Source organism: Pseudomonas sp. MF6396 (assembly GCF_002018915.1).
GTDB classification, from domain to species: Bacteria; Pseudomonadota; Gammaproteobacteria; order Pseudomonadales; family Pseudomonadaceae; genus Aquipseudomonas; species Aquipseudomonas palmensis.
Window position 1 is genome coordinate 22,143 of record NZ_MVOK01000011.1, and the last position, 19,689, is coordinate 41,831.

18 protein-coding genes are annotated in these 19,689 nt (G+C 63.5%); 11 read left to right on the forward strand and 7 right to left on the reverse strand.

All coding sequences use genetic code 11. The features are described from left to right. The first annotated feature begins 20 nt into the window (after window positions 1-20). The gene (locus tag MF6396_RS13110; protein WP_054914724.1) at window positions 21-2,207 is read left to right on the forward strand and encodes a hypothetical protein; all 2,187 of its coding nucleotides are present in this window, start codon (window positions 21-23) and stop codon (window positions 2,205-2,207) included. Window positions 2,208-2,410: 203 nt separating this feature from the next. Here the strand turns inward: MF6396_RS13110 and MF6396_RS13115 are convergent, their stop codons facing one another. Next, window positions 2,411-2,716 (reverse strand): DUF2288 domain-containing protein, encoded by a 306-nt coding sequence (locus MF6396_RS13115; protein ID WP_078480549.1) that lies wholly within the window; start codon window positions 2,714-2,716, stop codon window positions 2,411-2,413. Window positions 2,717-3,071: 355 nt separating this feature from the next. Between MF6396_RS13115 and MF6396_RS13120 the strand changes: the two genes are divergently transcribed. The 5 genes from MF6396_RS13120 to MF6396_RS13145 all read left to right on the forward strand — a co-directional run bounded on the left by MF6396_RS13120 (window position 3,072) and on the right by MF6396_RS13145 (window position 8,056). After that, entirely contained in the window at window positions 3,072-4,190 is a 1,119-nt protein-coding gene (locus MF6396_RS13120; RefSeq protein WP_043862608.1) for a branched-chain amino acid ABC transporter substrate-binding protein, read from the forward strand. 223 nt (window positions 4,191-4,413) lie between these two features. Next, on the forward strand, window positions 4,414-5,337 hold the full coding sequence (gene livH, locus MF6396_RS13130; RefSeq protein WP_043862609.1) for a high-affinity branched-chain amino acid ABC transporter permease LivH: 924 nt from the start codon (window positions 4,414-4,416) through the stop codon (window positions 5,335-5,337). Then, window positions 5,334-6,590: a high-affinity branched-chain amino acid ABC transporter permease LivM gene (locus MF6396_RS13135; RefSeq protein WP_078480552.1), complete on the forward strand. Its 1,257-nt coding sequence runs from the start codon at window positions 5,334-5,336 to the stop codon at window positions 6,588-6,590. The genes livH and MF6396_RS13135 overlap by 4 nt, the downstream gene beginning before the upstream one ends. Continuing rightward, window positions 6,587-7,354, forward strand: a complete 768-nt coding sequence (livG, locus tag MF6396_RS13140) for a high-affinity branched-chain amino acid ABC transporter ATP-binding protein LivG (protein WP_054914726.1) — start codon at window positions 6,587-6,589, stop codon at window positions 7,352-7,354. Before MF6396_RS13135 ends, livG begins: the two co-directional genes overlap by 4 nt. Continuing rightward, on the forward strand, window positions 7,355-8,056 hold the full coding sequence (locus MF6396_RS13145; protein ID WP_043862612.1) for an ABC transporter ATP-binding protein: 702 nt from the start codon (window positions 7,355-7,357) through the stop codon (window positions 8,054-8,056). 33 nt (window positions 8,057-8,089) lie between these two features. On the opposite strand, the gene MF6396_RS13150 is transcribed toward MF6396_RS13145, so the two are convergent. Beyond that, window positions 8,090-9,040: a LysR family transcriptional regulator gene (locus MF6396_RS13150; RefSeq protein WP_043862613.1), complete on the reverse strand. Its 951-nt coding sequence runs from the start codon at window positions 9,038-9,040 to the stop codon at window positions 8,090-8,092. A gap of 103 nt (window positions 9,041-9,143) precedes the next feature. Between MF6396_RS13150 and MF6396_RS13155 the strand changes: the two genes are divergently transcribed. The 4 genes from MF6396_RS13155 to nhaA all read left to right on the forward strand — a co-directional run bounded on the left by MF6396_RS13155 (window position 9,144) and on the right by nhaA (window position 13,564). Beyond that, a complete protein-coding gene (locus tag MF6396_RS13155; RefSeq protein ID WP_043862614.1) occupies window positions 9,144-9,743 on the forward strand; it encodes a short chain dehydrogenase in 600 nt (199 codons plus the stop codon). Between the two features lie 70 nt (window positions 9,744-9,813). Beyond that, the gene (locus tag MF6396_RS13160; RefSeq protein WP_078480554.1) at window positions 9,814-10,488 is read left to right on the forward strand and encodes a COG3650 family protein; all 675 of its coding nucleotides are present in this window, start codon (window positions 9,814-9,816) and stop codon (window positions 10,486-10,488) included. A 105-nt stretch (window positions 10,489-10,593) separates the two neighbouring features. Further along, a complete protein-coding gene (locus MF6396_RS13165; protein ID WP_043862616.1) occupies window positions 10,594-12,213 on the forward strand; it encodes an NAD(P)/FAD-dependent oxidoreductase in 1,620 nt (539 codons plus the stop codon). Between the two features lie 169 nt (window positions 12,214-12,382). Further along, window positions 12,383-13,564: a Na+/H+ antiporter NhaA gene (gene nhaA / locus MF6396_RS13170; protein WP_078480555.1), complete on the forward strand. Its 1,182-nt coding sequence runs from the start codon at window positions 12,383-12,385 to the stop codon at window positions 13,562-13,564. 91 nt (window positions 13,565-13,655) lie between these two features. Here the strand turns inward: nhaA and MF6396_RS13175 are convergent, their stop codons facing one another. After that, the gene (locus MF6396_RS13175) at window positions 13,656-14,120 is read right to left on the reverse strand and encodes a glycine zipper 2TM domain-containing protein (protein ID WP_043862618.1); all 465 of its coding nucleotides are present in this window, start codon (window positions 14,118-14,120) and stop codon (window positions 13,656-13,658) included. Between the two features lie 147 nt (window positions 14,121-14,267). Between MF6396_RS13175 and MF6396_RS13180 the strand changes: the two genes are divergently transcribed. After that, entirely contained in the window at window positions 14,268-14,504 is a 237-nt protein-coding gene (locus MF6396_RS13180; RefSeq protein ID WP_043862619.1) for a hypothetical protein, read from the forward strand. Here the strand turns inward: MF6396_RS13180 and pdxH are convergent. The 4 genes from pdxH to MF6396_RS13200 form a co-directional block, all read right to left on the reverse strand. After that, window positions 14,501-15,148 (reverse strand): pyridoxamine 5'-phosphate oxidase, encoded by a 648-nt coding sequence (pdxH, locus tag MF6396_RS13185; RefSeq protein ID WP_043862620.1) that lies wholly within the window; start codon window positions 15,146-15,148, stop codon window positions 14,501-14,503. The two genes, MF6396_RS13180 and pdxH, sit on opposite strands and share 4 nt — an antisense overlap. Before the next feature lie 18 nt (window positions 15,149-15,166). After that, window positions 15,167-16,144, reverse strand: coding sequence for an OmpA family protein (locus tag MF6396_RS13190; protein ID WP_078480556.1), 978 nt, complete (start codon window positions 16,142-16,144; stop codon window positions 15,167-15,169). A gap of 98 nt (window positions 16,145-16,242) precedes the next feature. After that, window positions 16,243-17,388: a serine hydrolase domain-containing protein gene (locus tag MF6396_RS13195; protein ID WP_078480558.1), complete on the reverse strand. Its 1,146-nt coding sequence runs from the start codon at window positions 17,386-17,388 to the stop codon at window positions 16,243-16,245. A 108-nt stretch (window positions 17,389-17,496) separates the two neighbouring features. After that, window positions 17,497-19,683 (reverse strand): beta-galactosidase, encoded by a 2,187-nt coding sequence (locus MF6396_RS13200; RefSeq protein ID WP_078480559.1) that lies wholly within the window; start codon window positions 19,681-19,683, stop codon window positions 17,497-17,499. Between the last annotated feature and the right edge of the window lie 6 nt (window positions 19,684-19,689).

Below are 19,689 nucleotides of genomic sequence, written 5' to 3' on the forward strand. Positions count from 1 at the left end.
ACCCAGGCAAATGGCGCAAAATGACCTCAAAGAATACTTCTGCCACCGCGGTTTCCGAGCTGATGTCATCCTCCACCGCGCTCACCGCCCCGGCGCCTCGAGAATACTACAGCCCGCGCGCGGCTACGCCGCAGCAGTACCTGTATTACACCGAGACCGACATCCAGCGCATCCTGGACAACCTCGACGGCCTGCGCGACCTGGTGTTCCCGCCCAGTGTGCATGTCGAAGATGACACCCAGTTGCGCCTGGACCAGCAGTTCCCTTCGGTGTGCCTGATCGGCCTGGGTCGTTGCGGTTCGAACATTGCCCTGGATGTGGCGGAGCTGGTGTACAACGCCCGCACCTTCTACCTCAACGAATTCAACAACGAAGACCGCCACGCCGGCGAGCAGCCCTACAGCCCGGGCCGCTGGATCCGCAACAACCTGCGCCTGGTGCAGAACAAGGGCGCCAAGCCGGTGTTCCTGGTGGAACCGCTGGTGATGCTGGGCGACCTGGACAAGGATATCGCCGGGCGCATCCGTTTTTCGCGCAAGGGCGAGAAGAGCGGCTTTCTGCGCGACTACAGCAAGATGAAGATCATGGACCTGTCCGAGGTGCATGCGGGCGGCGCCGGCAACGCGCCGATCCTGGGCCAGTACCTGGCCAAGATCATCCTCAACAAGGAAACCCAGCGCTTCTCCAGTGCCGACTGGAAGCTGATCCACTCGTACCTGATCGACTCGTGCGGCATCAAGGCCAACCAGTCGCGCCTGTACTTCTACATCTTCAGCGCCGGTGGCGGTACCGGCTCGGGCATGGCTTCGGAGTTCGGCCTGGCCCAGCAGTTCTCGTACATGAACAAGACGTTCGACACCAAGCCGGCCGACGAGAACGACACCAAGAGCGGGCACTCCTTCGTCTTCGAGCCGATCTTCACCAGCGGCATCTGCGTGCTGCCGAACATCTCCGACCACCGCAGCGAGATGTCCGAGGCACTGCACATCAACGCCGGCCGCCTGCTGTGCAAGTACCTGTCGGAGGAATGGGACTTCTCGTACAACTTCGACAACGAGGACAGCAGCGAAGCCAGCGTGATGGGGCGTATCCGCCCGTGGAACGCGATGATGCTGATCTCCAACGACATCATGCGCTATGCCGAGGAGAACGATGACGGCAACATCCAGGACATTGACGTCAATGCCATGGAGAAGCACGCCAACCAGTACATCTCGCAGCAGATCTTCAACATCCTCACCGCCCAGGCGGTGACCACCGACTACGACCAGAACTACTTCCGGCGCGCGGGCATCGACATCGGCGAGACCATCCGCCTGGATGCCAACGACCTGTTCATGAGCCTGGCCGGCCCGGTGGCCATCGCCTACGCCGAATCGGTAGTGCCCGAGCAGCCGACGCCAGGCAACGACAAGTTCAAGGTGTTCGAGAAAGAGAAGCCGCAGCTCAACATCGACGACCTGTTCTTCCGCTCCATCGACCTGCCGCACTTCAACAAGGTGACCCAGGCGATCGAGGGCATCAGCCTGCTGCCGATCGAGTCCAAGCGCTATCGCGCGGCCCTGGAGCAGTACAAGACCTCCGGCTACGACGCCGCGGCGCTGCATGACCTGCACTTCTTCAAGAACTGCTCGTCGGTGGTGTCGATCGTGTCCCTGCCCAAGGACTACAAGCTCTCGTACATGGACCTGAACCGGCTCAAGACCCACCTCAACAGCCTGTTCCCCAACACCACGCTCAAGCGCTACGCGCTGGTGATCGGCGCCTCGGCCAACCTGTCGCTGACCACCCTGATCGCCAAGAGCCCGTGCCTGTCGGACGACTTCCTGACCCTGATCGTGGCGTTCATCAAGCGCTGTTTCGCGCGCACCCCGTACCGTTTCGACGACACGCTGGACAACGCCATCCTCGACTTCATCACCCGTGAGGAATTCGACGAGGACCGTATCGACGACCTGCTCAACGAGTTCGAGAACCCGGCCAAGATCCTCGATACCAACTGGTACGCGATCAAGCCGATGTACGAGAAGAAGTACCGCGAGCTGATCAACGACAAGAGCAAGTTCGTGTCGATCAACGATATCCGCCTGTCACGCGAGTGCGTGAAGAAGGCGGTGAAGTACCTGCGCGAGATCTACCGTCACCGCATCGGCAAGACGCGGGTGATTTCGCTCAACAGCCATACGGGCAAGACAGACTACGAGTAATCTGCGCAGCGCCTTTGCGGCCATCGCGGGTCAAGCCCGCTCCCACAAGGTCTCCACCAACCTGTGGGAGCGGGCGTGACCCGCGATGAGGCAAGAACTGTTACCGCGTTTTTTGAACCCCTGCCCCACTGTTACCAACAACCACCCCGCCTGAACGCCCTCGCGCACCAAAATCTTCCGGCTGTTCGTTTTTGCGCACCAGATCAGGGCGCGGACTTTTTCTGAATCACGATAAACGGCGAAACCACCACTGCCCAGATCGGCGCAATCGTGTGCGAAAGGTCTAGCGCCTGCTCGGCAGTCACCGGCACGACCGTGCCATCATTTCGCCATTTTTCCACGGTTTCACTGCGGTTTTCGGCCATTGCCGACGCCACCTCGATCAGGTCCAGCGACGCGTCGACCCAAATCAGGTCACCCTTGGCCCAAAAACGCTCCAGCGCTTTCCACTCGATGATTGCAGTCTCGCCGAGCAATTTGGCATAGAGGGTGCTTGGTTGATCTGTCATGGGTTCCTACCAGAAATAATTCGACCACTGAAAGGTCGCTATTTTTGCAGAAAAACCCAGTTTCAAATAAGTAATTGATCGACAAGGCCATGAAGATCACGCCCCGCCGCAGCATGCTGGCAAATTGGCGGCGCCTTTATGTAACTTTCTGTCGATTAGGCGACACCCCCGGATTTTGCCCCGAAAAGCCCGCTTTTCAATCGATCAAGCGGCGCTCTACACTGTACCGGTACAGTTGCCAGGGCATTTTGCGGGGGAACACGGGAAAGGCGGGACGGCGTGGCCGTCACGGTATCCCGGTCCGTAGCCCTGGGCACCAGGACTATAAAAATTACAACAGAATGAGTGGAGCACTATGAGTAAGCAGATTTCCAAGCTGTTCGCCGCAATGGTTCTGGCCGGGGTTGCCAGCCATGCAGTTGCCGCCGATACCATCAAGATCGGCATCGCCGGCCCGAAGACCGGTCCGGTTACTCAATACGGTGACATGCAGTTCATCGGTGCAAAACAGGCCATCAAGGACATCAACGCCAAGGGCGGCGTTGACGGCAAGATGCTCGAAGCCAAGGAATACGACGACGCCTGCGACCCTAAACAGGCCGTGGCAGTCGCCAACAAAGTGGTCAACGATGGCGTCAAGTTCGTGGTCGGCCACCTGTGCTCCAGCTCCACTCAACCAGCGTCCGACATCTATGAAGATGAAGGCGTGATCATGATCACCCCGGCTGCCACCAGCCCGGAAATCACCTCCCGCGGCTACAAGCTGATCTTCCGTACCATCGGCCTGGACAGCGCCCAGGGCCCGGCCGCCGGCAACTACATCGCCGACCACGTCAAACCCAAGGTGGTTGCGGTACTGCACGACAAGCAGCAGTACGGTGAAGGCATCGCCACCGCGGTCAAGCAGACCCTGGAAGGCAAAGGCACCAAGGTTGCCGTGTTCGAAGGCCTGAACGCCGGCGACAAGGACTTCTCCTCGATCATCCAGAAGCTCAAGCAAGCCAACGTCGACTTCGTGTACTACGGCGGCTACCACCCAGAGCTGGGCCTGATCCTGCGCCAGGCTCAGGAAAAAGGCCTGAAGGCCAAGTTCATGGGCCCAGAGGGCGTGGGCAACGACTCGATCTCGCAGATCGCCCAGGGCGCTTCCGAAGGCCTGCTGGTAACCCTGCCCAAGTCGTTCGACGCCGACCCTGCGAACAAGGCCATCGTCGACGCCATCAAGGCTGACGGCAAGGACCCGAGCGGTCCGTTCGTGTTCCCGGCCTACTCGGCGGTGGAGCTGATCGCCGAAGGCATCAAGGCGGCCAAGAGCGAAGACACCGACAAGGTCGCACAGGCCCTGCACACCGGCACCTTCAAGACCCCTACCGGCGACTTGTCCTATGACAAGAACGGCGACCTGAAGGACTTCAAGTTCGTCGTCTACGAATGGCATTTCGGCAAACCTAAAACCGAAGTTTCCCCTCAGTAATCCCGTCACTCCATGACTACAAGCCCACTGTGCGAGCAGTGGGCTTTGTTTTACGAGGTTCATGGGCCTGATTCCCGCGATCCGGGAGCAGGTTCACCTGAAAATCTTAAAACCGTCACCAGCGGTTCGCTGGCAGTGCCCGTGCGAAGTGGCCTCAGACCACAAGCCGGGACGGGCGCAAGCCCACCAGTGAAATGCGTATCGGGTTTTTAGGAGCGCTGTAATGCCTGAGATCTATCACTTCTTCCAACAGCTGGTTAATGGCCTGACCATTGGCAGCACCTATGCCTTGATAGCCATTGGCTACACAATGGTTTACGGCATCATTGGAATGATCAACTTCGCCCACGGCGAGGTGTACATGATCGGTTCCTACGTGGCCTTCATCGCCCTTGCCGGGCTGGCCATGATGGGCATCGACTCACTGCCGATACTGATGACCGCCGCGTTCATCGCGACCATCGTGGTCACCAGCGCCTATGGCTACAGCATCGAACGGGTCGCCTACCGCCCCTTGCGCAACAGCAACCGGCTGATCCCGCTGATCTCTGCCATCGGCATGTCGATTTTCCTGCAGAACACTGTCTTGCTTGCCCAGGATTCCAAGGACAAGTCGATCCCCAACCTGATTCCGGGGAGCATCTCCTTCGGGCCGGGCGGCGCCGAAGAAGTCCTGATTTCCTACATGCAGATCCTGGTCTTCGTCGTCACCCTGGTGGCCATGACCGGGCTGACCCTGTTCATCTCGCGTTCACGCCTGGGCCGCGCCTGTCGCGCCTGTGCCGAAGACATCAAGATGGCCAACCTGCTGGGTATCAACACCAACAACATCATCGCCCTGACCTTCGTGATCGGTGCGGCCCTGGCGGCCGTGGCAGCGGTACTGCTGAGCATGCAGTACGGCGTGATCAACCCCAACGCCGGCTTCCTGGTGGGCCTGAAGGCCTTTACCGCGGCGGTACTGGGCGGCATCGGCAGCATTCCGGGCGCCATGCTCGGCGGGCTGGTGCTGGGCGTGGCCGAGGCCTTTGGCGCCGATATCTTCGGTGACCAGTACAAGGACGTGGTGGCATTCGGTCTTCTGGTTCTGGTGTTGTTGTTCCGTCCGACCGGCATCCTGGGCCGTCCGGAGGTCGAGAAAGTATGAGCAGAAATCTCAAATCGGCGTTTTTCAGCGCCTTGCTGGTCTGGGCCGTGGCATTCCCGGTACTTGGCCTGAAACTCAGCATCGTCGGTATCAGCCTGCAGGTGCATGGCCAGGGGCCCCTGGCCCTGAGCGTGATTGTGGTGTGCTCGGTGCTGATGTTCCTGCGCGTGCTGTTCGACAAGCAATGGAGCGCGATGATGCGGTCCGCCCCCCGGGGTGCACTGATATCGCCCAAGGTCAGCAACTTCCTGACCCTGCCGCGTACCCAGCGCTACATCATCCTGGGCCTGATCGCGGTTGCCCTGGTGTGGCCGTTCTTCGGTTCGCGCGGTGCGGTCGACATCGCCACGCTCATCCTGATCTACGTGATGCTGGGCCTTGGCCTGAACATCGTGGTCGGCCTGGCGGGCCTGCTCGACCTTGGCTACGTGGGCTTCTACGCCGTGGGCGCCTACAGCTATGCGCTGCTGTCGCACTACTTCGGCCTGAGCTTCTGGGTGTGCCTGCCGATCGCGGGGATGATGGCGGCCATGTTCGGCTTCCTGCTGGGCTTCCCGGTGCTGCGCCTGCGCGGTGACTACCTGGCCATCGTGACCCTGGGTTTCGGCGAGATCATCCGGCTGTTCCTGCGTAACCTGACCGACCTCACCGGCGGCCCGAACGGCATCAGCAACATTCCCAAGCCGTCGTTCTTCGGCCTGAGCTTCGAGCGCAGGGCGGCTGAAGGCATGCAGACCTTCCACGAGTTCTTCGGGGTGGAATACAACTCGATCAACAAGGTGATCTTCCTGTACCTGGTGGCACTGCTGCTGGCCCTGCTGGCGCTGTTCGTGATCAACCGCCTGCTGCGCATGCCGATCGGGCGCGCCTGGGAAGCGCTGCGCGAAGACGAGATCGCCTGCCGTGCGCTGGGCCTGAACCCGACCATCATCAAGCTCTCGGCCTTCACCCTCGGTGCCTGCTTCGCCGGTTTTGCCGGCAGCTTCTTCGCCGCGCGTCAGGGCCTGGTGACGCCGGAGTCGTTCACCTTCATCGAGTCGGCGATCATCCTCGCCATTGTCGTGCTCGGCGGCATGGGCTCTCAGCTGGGCGTGATCCTCGCGGCCATCGTGATGATCCTGCTGCCCGAACTGATGCGCGACTTCAGTGAATACCGGATGCTGATGTTCGGTGCCCTGATGGTATTGATGATGATCTGGCGTCCGCAGGGCCTGCTGCCTATGCAACGTCCACACATGGAGCTGCGTCGATGAGCCGCGAAATTCTGCAAGTGAGCGGCCTGAGCATGCGCTTCGGCGGCCTGTTGGCGGTCAACGGCGTGGCCCTGTCCGTCAAGGAAAAACAAGTGGTGGCACTGATCGGCCCCAACGGCGCCGGCAAGACCACCGTGTTCAACTGCCTGACCGGCTTCTACAAGCCCAGTGGCGGCAGCATCCTGCTCGACGGCCAGCCCATCCAGGGCCTGGCCGGCCACGAGATCGCCCGCAAGGGCGTGGTGCGTACCTTCCAGAACGTGCGCCTGTTCAAGGAAATGACCGCGCTGGAAAACCTGCTGATCGCCCAGCACCGTCACCTGAACACCAACTTCTTCGCCGGCCTGTTCAAGACCCCGGGCTTTCGTCGCAGCGAGCACGAGGCGATGGAGTACGCGCAGTACTGGCTGGAAAAGGTCGACCTGGTCGAGTTCGCCAACCGTAACGCCGGCACCCTGGCCTATGGTCAGCAACGCCGGCTGGAAATCGCCCGCTGCATGATGACCCGCCCGCGGATCCTCATGCTCGACGAGCCGGCGGCAGGCCTGAACCCGAAAGAGACCGAAGACCTCAAGGCGCTGATCGGCACCTTGCGTGAGGAACACGGGGTGACCGTGCTGCTGATCGAGCACGACATGAAGCTGGTCATGAGCATTTCCGACCATATCGTGGTGATCAACCAGGGCACGCCGCTGGCCGATGGCACCCCGCAACAGATCCGGGACAACCCCGAAGTGATCAAAGCCTACCTGGGGGAAGCGTAAATGCTGCAGTTCGAAAACGTTTCCACCTTCTACGGCAAGATCCAGGCGCTGCACAGCGTCAACGTGGAGATTCGCCAGGGCGAAATCGTCACCCTGATCGGCGCCAACGGCGCAGGCAAGTCGACCCTGCTGATGACCCTGTGCGGGTCGCCCCAGGCCCACAGCGGCAGCATCCGCTACATGGGCGAGGAGCTGGTGGGGCAAAGTTCGGCGCAGATCATGCGCAAGAGCATTGCCGTGGTGCCCGAGGGTCGGCGCGTGTTCGCACGCCTGACCGTGGAGGAGAACCTGGCCATGGGCGGGTTCTTCACCGACAAGGGCGACTACCAAGAGCAGATGGACAAGGTGCTGCACCTGTTCCCGCGGCTCAAGGAGCGCTTCAGCCAGCGTGGCGGCACCATGTCCGGGGGCGAGCAGCAGATGCTCGCCATCGGCCGTGCGCTGATGAGCAAGCCCAAGCTGTTGCTGCTCGACGAACCGTCACTGGGGCTGGCGCCGATCATCATCCAGCAGATCTTCGACATCATCGAACAGCTGCGCAAGGATGGTGTAACGGTGTTCCTGGTGGAGCAGAACGCCAACCAGGCCCTGAAGATCGCCGACCGTGCCTATGTGCTGGAGAACGGCCGGGTGGTGATGCAGGGCACCGGTGAAGCGCTGCTGACCGACCCGAAAGTACGCGACGCGTACCTGGGGGGCTGAACCAGACGGCCCCTTCGCCGGCAACGCCGGCTCCTACAGTGCAGGAGCCGGCGTTGTCGGTGAAGGGGCCGGTACCGGCAACGCACCCAGCGCCTGGCTGCCACGCTTGAACCAGCGCACCAGGTAATCGGCCACCACCTGCACGCGTTTGGGCATCCCGCCCTGATACGGGTGCACCAGGAACAACGGCGTACTGCGTGTCTGGTAATCGCGCAGCAACCAGCACAAGCGCCCGTCCGCCAGCTCGGCATGCAACATGTAGGACGGCAGCCGCGCCACCCCCGCCCCCACCAGCACCGCCTTCTTCAACAGGCTGTAGTGATTGCTGGCAAAATTCCCCGCCACCTGCACCCGCAGCAATTCATGCTGCTGGTGATACAGCCATTCCTCGCGTCCGCTGTAATGACTGTTGAGCAGGCAGCGATGCTCGGCCAGCGCCTGCGGCGTGGTCGGCGTGCCGTGGCGCTCCAGATACGCCGGACTGGCGCAGGTCAGCTCCTGCATGGCCAGCAGCGGCCGCGCCACCAGGCGCTCGTCATTGCCCGGGATCTGTCGGATGGCCAGGTCGAAGCCGTCGCGCAGCAGGTCGCGGTAGGCATTGTCCAGTTCCAGTTCGATCTGCAACTGCGGGTACTGGTTGCCCAGCTCCAGCAGCAGGCCTTCGAAGAAGGTTTCACCCAGCGACACCGGCACCGTCACCCGCACCGGGCCCGACAGGTCATCCTTGAGCCGCGACAGCGCCTGGCGCGCCTGGGTCACCTGGCGCACCAGCGCCTGGGCCTGGGGCAGCAGCGCTGCGCCCGCGGCGGTCAGGCTCAGGCGCCGCGTGGTGCGGTGCAGCAGCTTGACCGAATGGCTGCTCTCCAGCTGGCTGATGCGCTTGGACAACTGCCCCTTGCTCCAGCCCAGCTGCTCCGCGGCCAGGGTAAAACTGCCCGCATCCATCAACACCGCAAAGGCCGCCAGATCGTCCAGCTCGCTCATGGATTGTTTCCGCATGAAAACCAAAGGTTGCCTATTAGCAGGCTTATTCACGCAAAAATCCACCCTAGACTGAAACCTCACCCCACACGCGAGGAACAGCCCCATGAAAATCATTCTGATCGGCGCCGGCGGTACCATCGGTTCGGCCGTAGCCCGTGAACTGGAACAGCGCCACGAGGTGATCCGGGTCGGTCGCAACAGCGGCGACCTGCAGGCCGATATCAGCGACAGTGCCTCTATTCGCCGCCTGTTCGAGCAGACCGGGCGCTTCGATGCCCTGGTGTGCGCCGCCGGCAACGTGGTGTTCGCGCCCCTGGACGAACTGGACGAACAGGGGTTTGCCCTGGGCCTGAACGACAAGCTGATGGGCCAGGTCAACCTGCTGCTGATCGGTCGCGAGTTCATCAATGACGGCGGCTCGTTCACCTTCACCACCGGCGTCACCAGCCACGACCCGATCCGTACCGGCACCTCGGCCAGCCTGGTCAACGGTGCCATCGACGCCTTCGTGCGCGCCGCCGCCATCGAGCTGCCACGCGGGCTGCGGGTCAACGCCATCAGTCCGACCGTGCTGCTCGAGGCCATGCCCGACTATGCCCCCTACTTTCGCGGCTTCAAGCCGGTACCGGCGGCCGACGTGGCGCTGGCCTACGCCAAGAGCGTGGAGGGGCTGCAGACCGGGCAGACCTATCACGTGGGCTAGGGCCTTGTGATTGCGCCCCAGGCTGCGTAACGTGACGGCACTTTTCTGGACCCGATGCTGGAGCCCCCCGATGCGTGCCGCCCCTTCGCTGCTGTTAGCCGCCCTGCTGCCCCTGTTCGCCGGTTGCCAGATGCTGGCAGACAAACCCGAGACGGTGTCCACCGTCGGCATGACTCGCCTGCAGGGCGAGCTGTCCGCCGCTGGCGGCCAGTTGCTGTTCAAGCCGTGCGAGGAGAGCCGCCGCTTCGTGGTCCGCGACACCGGCAACACCGGCCTGCGGCAGGAAGCTTCGGCACTGGCGGCAACCCCCGGCACCCTGTTCGCCGACGTGCGCGGCAAGCTGGCCGGCAGCCAGCAGGCCGGCAACGATGGCCAGCTCGACGTGCAGCAGCTGTACCGCGTCGAGCACTCCTCCAGCGCCTGCAGCGACCCGAACTTCAAGCGCCTGATCCTGCGCGCCAGCGGCCATGAGCCAGACTGGAACATCAAGGCCAGCGGCCAGGGCATGGTGCTCGACCGCCCTGGCCAGCCCTCGTTGGCGGTGCCGTACCTGGAAGAGCAGATGCCCGACGGGCGCCTGTCACTGAGCACCGAAGCCAATGGCCAGCGCATCGACCTGTGGGTCGCCCCGCAGCGCTGCGTGGACATCGCCACCGGCGCGGTCAGCCACCTGAGCGCCGAACTGCGCATCGATGGCCAGACCCTGCGTGGCTGCGGCTACTACGGCGGCTCGCGCAACGACTGACCGGCCGCACGCGTTTAAGCTGCCTTAAGCGCCTGCGAACAGCTTATACTTGGCGGTTTGTGCAAAGCCGCCGGCCCTTTGATGGCCGGGATACTGGACCCTGTCATGCTACGAATCACTGAACTGAAGTTGCCGCTGGATCACCCGGACGAAGCCCTGCGCGAAGCCATCGTGCAGCGCCTGGGGATCAGCGACGACCAGCTGCTGGACTTCACGCTGTTCAAGCGCAGCTACGATGCGCGCAAGAAGAACACCGAACTGCTGTTCATCTACACCATCGACCTGACAGCCAGCAACGAAGCTGAGCTGCTGCAGAAGTTCGCCGACGATCACAACATCACCCCGGCCCCGGACGTCAGCTACAAGCCGGTTGGCCAGGCACCGGCCGAGCTTGCCGAACGCCCGATAGTGGTCGGCTTCGGCCCGTGCGGGATCTTCGCCGGCCTGCTGCTGGCACAGATGGGCTTCAAGCCGATCATCCTCGAACGCGGCAAGGAGGTGCGCCAACGCACCAAGGACACCTGGGGCCTGTGGCGCAAGAGCGTGCTCAACCCCGAGTCCAACGTGCAGTTTGGCGAAGGCGGTGCCGGCACCTTCTCCGACGGCAAGCTGTACAGCCAGATCAAGGACCCGAAGCATCACGGCCGCAAGGTGCTGCACGAGTTCGTCAAGGCCGGTGCGCCGGACGAGATCCTGTACGTCAACAAGCCGCACATCGGTACCTTCCGCCTGACCGGCATGGTCGAGAACATGCGCCAGCAGATCGAAGCCATGGGCGGCGAGGTGCGTTTCGAGCAGAAGGTCACCGACCTGATCAGCGAGGGCGAGCAACTGACCGGCGTGGTACTCGAAAGTGGCGAACAGCTGCATTCGCGCCACGTGATCCTGGCCCTGGGGCACAGCGCCCGCGACACCTTCCGCATGCTGCATGCGCGGGGCGTGTTCATGGAAGCCAAGCCGTTCTCCATCGGCTTTCGCATCGAGCACCCGCAGACCCTGATCGACAAGGCCCGTCTGGGCAAGTATGCCGGCCACCCGAAACTCGGCGCGGCCGACTACAAGCTGGTGTACCACGCCAAGAACGGACGTTCGGTGTACAGCTTCTGCATGTGCCCGGGCGGCACGGTGGTAGCTGCCACCAGCGAACCGGGCCGCGTGGTGACCAACGGCATGAGCCAGTACTCGCGCAACGAGCGCAATGCCAACTCTGGCATCGTGGTCGGCATCACCCCCGAGCAGGACTACCCGGGCGGCCCGCTGGCCGGCATCGAACTGCAGGAACGTCTGGAGAGCCTGGCCTATGAGCTGGGTGGCAGCAACTACCAGGCACCGGCGCAACTGGTGGGCGACTTTGTCGCCGGCAAGCCATCCACCGCCCTGGGCAGCGTGGAACCCTCGTACAAGCCGGGCGTGAGCCTGGGCGACCTGGCGCTGAGCCTGCCGGCCTTCGCCATCGAGGCGATCCGTGAGGCACTGCCGGCGTTCGACCGCCAGATCAAGGGTTACAACCTGCCCGATGCGGTGTTGACCGGCATCGAGACGCGTACCTCCTCGCCGCTGCGCATCACCCGTGATGCCAGCCTGCAGAGCCTGAACCTGAAGGGGTTGTTCCCCGCTGGTGAGGGGGCTGGGTATGCAGGCGGGATTCTGTCGGCGGGCGTGGACGGAATTCGCGTGGCCGAGGCAGTGGCGCGCAGCATGCTGGGGCTGGACCTGGAAGCGTGAGGTAGGGCTTGCGGGCCGTTTCGCCGGCAAGATCGGCCCCTGCAGGGGTTGGCCTTGCTGGCGGAAAAGCCGCAATAGCATATAACAAAAAAGAATATAGTTTTTGTTCTAAAGCATATCCCCACAGGGTAGGGTGTTCCTCTTCGAATTTCAGGATGGAGGAGCACCCTTGCCTCTACGCAGCACATTCACGCGTTTCTTCCAGCTCGAATCAGCCAGCGGCCTGCTGCTGATTGCCGCGGCTGCCCTTGCGCTGATCATCAACAACTCCCCCCTCTCCTACCTCTACAACGGCCTGCTCGACGTGCCCGTGGTGGCCCAGGTGGGCGCGCTGCAAATCGCCAAGCCCCTGCTGCTGTGGATCAACGACGGCCTGATGGCACTGTTCTTTCTGCTCATCGGCCTGGAGGTCAAGCGCGAGATCATCGACGGCCACCTGTCCAGGCCCTCGCAGATCGTGCTGCCCGGCGCAGCCGCCATCGGCGGCATGGTGGTTCCGGCACTGATCTACTACTTCCTCAACAAGGACAACCCCGCCGCCGTGGCCGGCTGGGCGATCCCCACCGCCACCGACATCGCCTTCGCCCTCGGCGTGCTGGCCCTGCTCGGCAAGCGTGTACCGGTGTCGCTCAAGCTGTTCCTGATGACCCTGGCGATCATCGACGACCTGGGCGCGATCATCGTCATCGCCCTGTTCTACTCCGGCGCCCTGTCCAGCCTGTCGCTGATGCTGGCCGCCGCCTGCCTGGTAGCGCTGGTGGCGATGAACCGGATGGGTGTGGTGAAGCTGGGGCCGTACATGGTGATCGGGTTGATCCTGTGGGTGTGCGTACTCAAGAGCGGCGTGCATGCCACGCTGGCCGGTGTCACCCTGGCGCTGACCATCCCGCTGCGCACTCGCAACGCCGAGCCGTCGCCCCTGCTGGCGCTGGAGCACGCCCTTCACCCCTGGGTGGCGTTCGGTATCCTGCCTCTGTTCGCCTTCGCCAATGCCGGCGTGTCGCTGGCCGGCGTCACCGCCGAGAGCTTTACCCACCATGTGCCGATGGGCATCGCGGTCGGCCTGCTGCTGGGCAAGACCGTCGGGGTGTTCGGCCTGACCTGGCTGGCGATCAAGCTGGGTCTGGCCGCCCTGCCCAGTGGCGCCAACTGGGGCCAGGTGCTGGGGGTGGCGATCCTGTGCGGCATCGGCTTCACCATGAGCCTGTTCGTCGGCTCGCTGGCCTTCGTGCCGGGCAGCAGCGAGTACGCCGGCATGGACCGCATGGGCATTCTCACCGGTTCCATCCTGGCAGCGGTGATCGGCTACGCGGTAACCGCCATGGCCAGCCGCAAGGCCGTCGGCAGTTGATGCCGAACCGGCAATGAAAAACCCCGACCGGCGGTGCCGAGTCGGGGTTTTGTTTGCACGCCCTCATAGCCAGAGGGCTGCAGGACAAGGTTCAGTGAGAAACCCGGCTGGTGCCATCCACGGTCATGATGCGAACGCGCTCGCCCACCCGGAAGATTTCGTTCTGCTGAACCTGCTGGACATAGGCGCGCATGCTGCCATCGTCTTCACGCACGGTGATTTCCACACCCTGGGTGCGGGTCAGGCCTTCCTCGGCTGCAGAACCTGCCAGGCCGCCGGCTACCGCACCGATGACTGCCGCAACGATACTGCCACGACCGCCGCCTACCGCGCTGCCGGCCACGCCACCCACGATGGCACCGGCGCCGCCGCCGATCGGGGTCTTGGTGCCTTCGATCTTGACCGGACGCAGCGATTCGATGGTACCCATGCGCACTTGCTGCACGCGACGGGCTTCATCGCGGGAATAGGAATCGCCGGTCAGGTTGGAGGTACAGCCGCCAAGCAGCAGCGACATCGTGGTGAACGACGCCACCAACAAAACTGATTTACGCATAGGATCATCTCCAGAAGACAGGTAGTCATTAGACTCCGCGCGTTGACCACTGTCACGACACACGGTGTATAAAATTGCTTCCATTCAGCGTCGGTACAGGCACTTGATCCCCGCCATGACCCCAACACTCAACAGGCAAGGATAGACATGGATTACTTCATCATCGCCGTAACCACCCTGGCGGGTCTGTATTTTCACGGGTGGCTGTATGTACGCATCAAGCGCTGGATGGACCGCGACCTGGCCCTGTCGCTGGCCGGGGACGACGAGCACAAACGCGTCTTCATGCTACAACGTCTGGACAGCGCCAGGGCGCAAAAGGTCAAACGCAAGGAATTGGCGGCCTGGCTGGAACGCGCGGCCGCCGAATACCGCGCCGGTTAAGGGGCCAGGCGCTCGCGCAGCCACAGACCCTGTTTGAGCCGGTAGTTGAGACGATCATGCAGGCGGCTCGGGCGGCCCTGCCAGAACTCGATGCGTTCCGGCAGCAGGCGGTAGCCACCCCAGTGCTCGGGGCAGTGCGGCTGGGTATCGCTGAAGCGCTGCTCGGTGGCCTTGACCAGATCCTGCAGCTCTTCACGGTTGGCGATCACCCGGCTCTGCGGCGATGCCCAGGCGCCCAGGCGGCTACCCAGCGGGCGTACCTGGTAATACGCATCGGATTCCTGCGCCGTGACCTTCACCACCTTGCCTTCGATGCGCACCTGGCGTTCCAGGGTGGGCCAGAAGAAGGTCATGGCGGCGAACGGGTTGGCGCGCAGGTGATGGCCCTTGGCACTTTCGTAGTTGGTGAAGAAGGTGAAGCCCTGCTCATCCAGCCCCTTGAGCAGCAGGATACGGCAATGCGGACGCCCCTCGCCGTCCACCGTTGCCAACGTCATGGCGTTGGCTTCGACGGGCGGCTGCTCGGTCTTGACGGCATCCTCGAACCATTGGTGAAACAACGCGAACGGCTCTGCCGGCGCCTGGGTTTCGGTCAGGCCGTCGCGAGTGTAGTCGCGGCGCATATCGGCCAGGGTCTGGGTCATGCTGCGTTTCCTTGACGATCAGTTGGTCTTCGCAGGGCTGGTGCTGCTGGCAACGACTTTCTTCGCGGCCGGGGCGGCTTTCTTGGCGGCCGGCTTGGCAGCGGCTGCAGCCGGCTTCTTCTTGGCCACCGGCTTGGCGGCCGGGGCTTTTTTCGCAGTGGCTTTCGCCGCTGGTTTGGTGGCGGGCTTGGCAGCGGCCTTGACCGGTGCCTTGACGTCCTGCACGGCAACCAGTTCGGCCGGGCTAGGGGTCGGCTGCTGGTACTTGGCCACCAGCGCCAGCATGGTGTTCTGTGGCGTCAACAGCAGCTCGACGCGGCGGTTCAAGGCGCGGCCCTGCACACTGTCGTTGGCGGCGCGCGGCGCCACCGACCCCATACCACGCAGCATCAGGCGATCACGCTGCAGGCCGCTGAGGCGGAAAATCGCCGATACCGACTGGGCGCGCTCCTGGCTCAGCTTCTGGTTGGTAGCAGCTGCGCCGCTGCTGTCGGCATGGCCGAGTACCAGCACGGCGGTCTTGGAGTCGGTCTCGATCACCTTGGCCACGCGCGTGATCGGGCCGAGGGTGGCCGGCAACAGCATGGCGGGGCGGTCAGGGTTGTACGAAGAGTCGACCGGTACGGTCACCACCAGCACGTCTTCGCGGCGCTCGAGCTCGAACTTGCTGTCCTTGATCGCTTCGCGCAGCTTGGGCTCGTAGTCGTCGAGCCAGGCCTGGGTGGCCTTGACGTCGATCTTGGGTACCGCCTGGGCCTGGCTCTGGGCCTTGTCGCTGTTTCCGAACGGCCACCACCAGCGGCTGCTGCTTTCGGACTTGGCATCAGCCTGGGCGACCTTCTCGGTGACCACATCCTTCACGTCCTTTTCGGCCACCTTGTCGGAGCCGAAGGGCCACCAGCCATGGCCGCCATCGGCCGAGCCGTTCTGAGGGTGCTGTGCGCAACCGGTCACGGCCAGGCACAGGGCGAGAGCTAAGGTTTTATGTGAAGACATCAGCGATACACCATGAAAATGAAAGAAATTTGACCCGACAGCGCAGGCTGTTGGAATCCAGAATAGACAATGGGTTCCGGTTGCAGGGACTTACCCGATCAAAGGCAGCCGGCCAGCACCCGAACCAGTTTCTGTGCCCGCGGGTCCATCAGGACATACGGGCCCAGGGTATTGGTGACAAAGCCAAAGGCCACGTCGTGTTCCGGATCGGCAAAACCGACCGAGCCGCCGGCCCCTGGGTGTCCGAAAGCCTTGGCGCCCAGCCCGAACGTGGCGTTGGGTACCTGTGGCTGATCAAGCATGCAGCCCAGGCCGAAGCGGGTCTGGGTCAGCAGGGTCATGTCCTGGCCCAGGCTGTGTTCGCGGGTCAGTTCGTCGAGCAGTTCCGATTCCAGCAGGCTGCCGTCCAGCAGCCCGGCATAGAACCCGGCCAGGCTGCGTGCGTTGCCGTGGCCGTTGGCCGCCGGTTGCTGCATGCGTCGCCACTCAGGCTTGTTGGTACTGGTCAGGATGGCTGGCGGGTTGGTGAAGGCGCGGGTGGACAACGCCTCGGGCTCACGCATCGTCACCTGCAGCAGCCGCTTGGCTGCCTCGTCACCCGGGTTGCCTTTGCCACGGGCGATGTGCGCGACACGGTAGAACTCTTCATCGTCCAGTCCCACATGGAAAGCCAGCCCCAGGGGCCTGGCGGTGCGCGCCACGATCGACTCGCCCGGGCCGCGGCCGTCGGCGCGGCGAATCAGCTCGCCCAGCAGCCAACCGTAGGTGATCGCGGCGTAGCCGTGGGCGGTGCCGGGGGTCCACCAGGGGGATTCGGCGGCCAGGGTGTCGACCATGGTCTGCCAGTCGTACAGGGCTTCGGCGGGCAGCAACTGGCGGATCGCCGGCAGGCCGGCCTGGTGGCACAGCAGTTGGCGCAGGGTTACCGAGCTCTTGCCGGCCTGGGCAAATTCTGGCCAGTAGCGAGCGACCGGTGCATCCAGCGCCAGCTTGCCTTCGGCCACCAGTTGCAGGGCGGTGACGGCGGTGAAGGTTTTTGTGCAGGAGAACAGGTTGGCGATGGTATCGCTGTGCCAGGCTTGCTGGCCGTCCTTGTCGGCGGTGCCGGCCCACAGGTCGAGGACCGTTTCGCCACCGACCTGGATGCACAGTGCGGCGCCGCGTTCCTGGGGATCATCGAAAAGTGCTGCGAAGGCTTCGCGTACCGCCTCGAACTGGAGTTCGTAATGACCTTGAATCTGCACCCGTAATTACCCCGCCGTACTGCGCCACAAAATGGCTGGCATTGTTCCAGCACTGGAGGTTTTTGGGAACACCGCAAAGCCAGGCGGTCCCCTTGCGCTCTCAGGCGCCTACCGTGCCGGCATCACCAGCGGCTTGTTCAGTTGCTCCACCACCCCAAGATTGCTCTTGCGCACACTCTCCACAAACCCCTGAAACGGCACGTCGGTAATCCCCACCAAGCCGAAATGCCCATTCTCGCCATCGAGCAAACGCCCGCTGGCCGGCTGATCCAGGTACTGGAACCAGTGCACTCCCACAATCGAAGGCTCCTTCAAGGCCGCCTTGACGAAGTTCGCATAGGCCGGCCCACGGTCCTCCTCACGCGCCACTTCCATCGGCCCCGGCCCGAACGGCCCACGATCACGCGAGCCAAACTGGAACTCCGACACCAGCACCGGCTTGTCCAGCGCATTGAGCTGGGCAAAGTCGTAGCCATCCTGCGGCGTGGGTGCATACACATTGAAGCTCACCACATCACAGTACTTGGCACACGCCGCCACCGCTTCAGGCGTACTGACCGCAAACCGCCCACCCAGCAGCAGGTGATTGGGCGCATGCCATTTCAGCGAGTCGGAGATGGTCTTGAAGTAGGTCTCGGCAAACACCCGCTGGAAATACTTGAAGTCGGCCTCGATTTCCGGGTGCGCGGGGTCGGGCAGCGGCGGCTCGAAACCCGGGTCCTCCATCAGCTCCCACGCCGTCAGTTCGATGCCCCACGCCTTGGACAGGCCTTCCTGGTTGCGGTACTTGTCGCGCAGCTGCTTGAGAAAGGCACGCTTGGCCGGCGAGTCGGTGGTCAGGCGCAAGGTGCCGTAGGCCAGCGCATAACGCTGCTTCGGTTCATTACCCGGCACCGCCCAGGCCAGCTCGTTGTCGGCGAAATAGCCAATCAGCCACGGATCGTCGCGATGGTCGCGCGCGGCAATCGCCACAGCACGTTCGGTGGCCATGGCAAAGCGCGGGTCGAACGGGTCGGGCATCGCACCCCACCAGTCCACCCCCGTGCTGATGCTGGTGTAGTCGCCGCCGATGGACAACGGCAGGGTGTAGGCCAGGCGTTGGCTCTGCAGGCCGTTGTCGCTCCAGTTGCCCAGGGTGTTGAAACCCCAGGCCTGCAGGCGATCCAGGCTCTGGCCCTGCCAGCGCGCCTGGTCGAACGTCGGCGTGGCGTGACCACGGCCCAGGTTGGCGGCGTAGAAGTCGAACCAGCGCCCCTTGCCGAAACCGCGCCCCTGGGAAGAACCGTTGCCGTCCAGGTTGTCGCCCTGGCCGTAGTACTGCGCCAGCGGGGTCTGCGCCTCGGGCAAGGCGGTGAACATCGACTCGCGCCCTTCCACGTAGGTGCGCCCGCCATCGGCCGCCACGGCATTGACCCCCAGCGAGTAGAACGGATGCCCCAGCGGCGTGACCAGAAACCAGCGACCCTCACGCTTTTCGGTGCGAAAGAACCCCTTGGCCTCGAATGCCTCAGCGCCAAGCAGGCCGCCGAACGTGTCCAGCTTGAGCTTGCTGCGATCGTCCAGCCAGCCCTTGAGCTGCTGCTGCTCGCGCTGGGCAACCGCCTTGAGCTGGTCGTCACTGCTGATCTTTTCGGGCCAGCGACCACGGGTGGACTGCCCATAACCGTCGATGAGGCCGGCATAGGCGGCCTTTTGCAGCACGTCGTCGTCCTGCACGCCAAAGCGCTCGATCAGCAGGCTCTGCGCCACCTTGGGCCTGGGCATCGACAGCGTGACCGATACCACCTGCTTGAGGTCGGCCTTGCCCTCGCTGCTGGTCAGCAGCACCCGCTGGCCCTGATGACGGAACGGCATCGGCGGGCCGACGCGCATGCCCTGGGTGAGCGGCGAGCTGGCGGTCAGCGGTACCATCACGGTCTGTGCCGGGCCGGCCGGCAGGTCGATGCGGCTGGTGAGGGTGCTGCCGTCGCTGCTGAGCACCGTCACGTCGACGCTCAGCGCCCAGTCCATGGCGCTCTGCATGCGCAAGGTCAGCGCGGTAGCGCCCGTCCAGTCCCACACCCCGGTCTGCGGGCTAAGGCGCAGGCTCGGGCGCTCCACGGGGTTGAACACCACGCGCCGCAGTACCTCGCCCTCGGCTGTCTGCTCCGCGTTGTACTGCGGCAGGCTGTCATCTTCGGTCACCACATTGACCACCGCGGCCGGGCGAACGAAGTTGAACAGCGTCTGTTGCCCGGCCAGCAGCGGCGAGCTGAACAACAGTGCAATCACGGCAGGCAGGGTACGGCGCAACATAGGGCT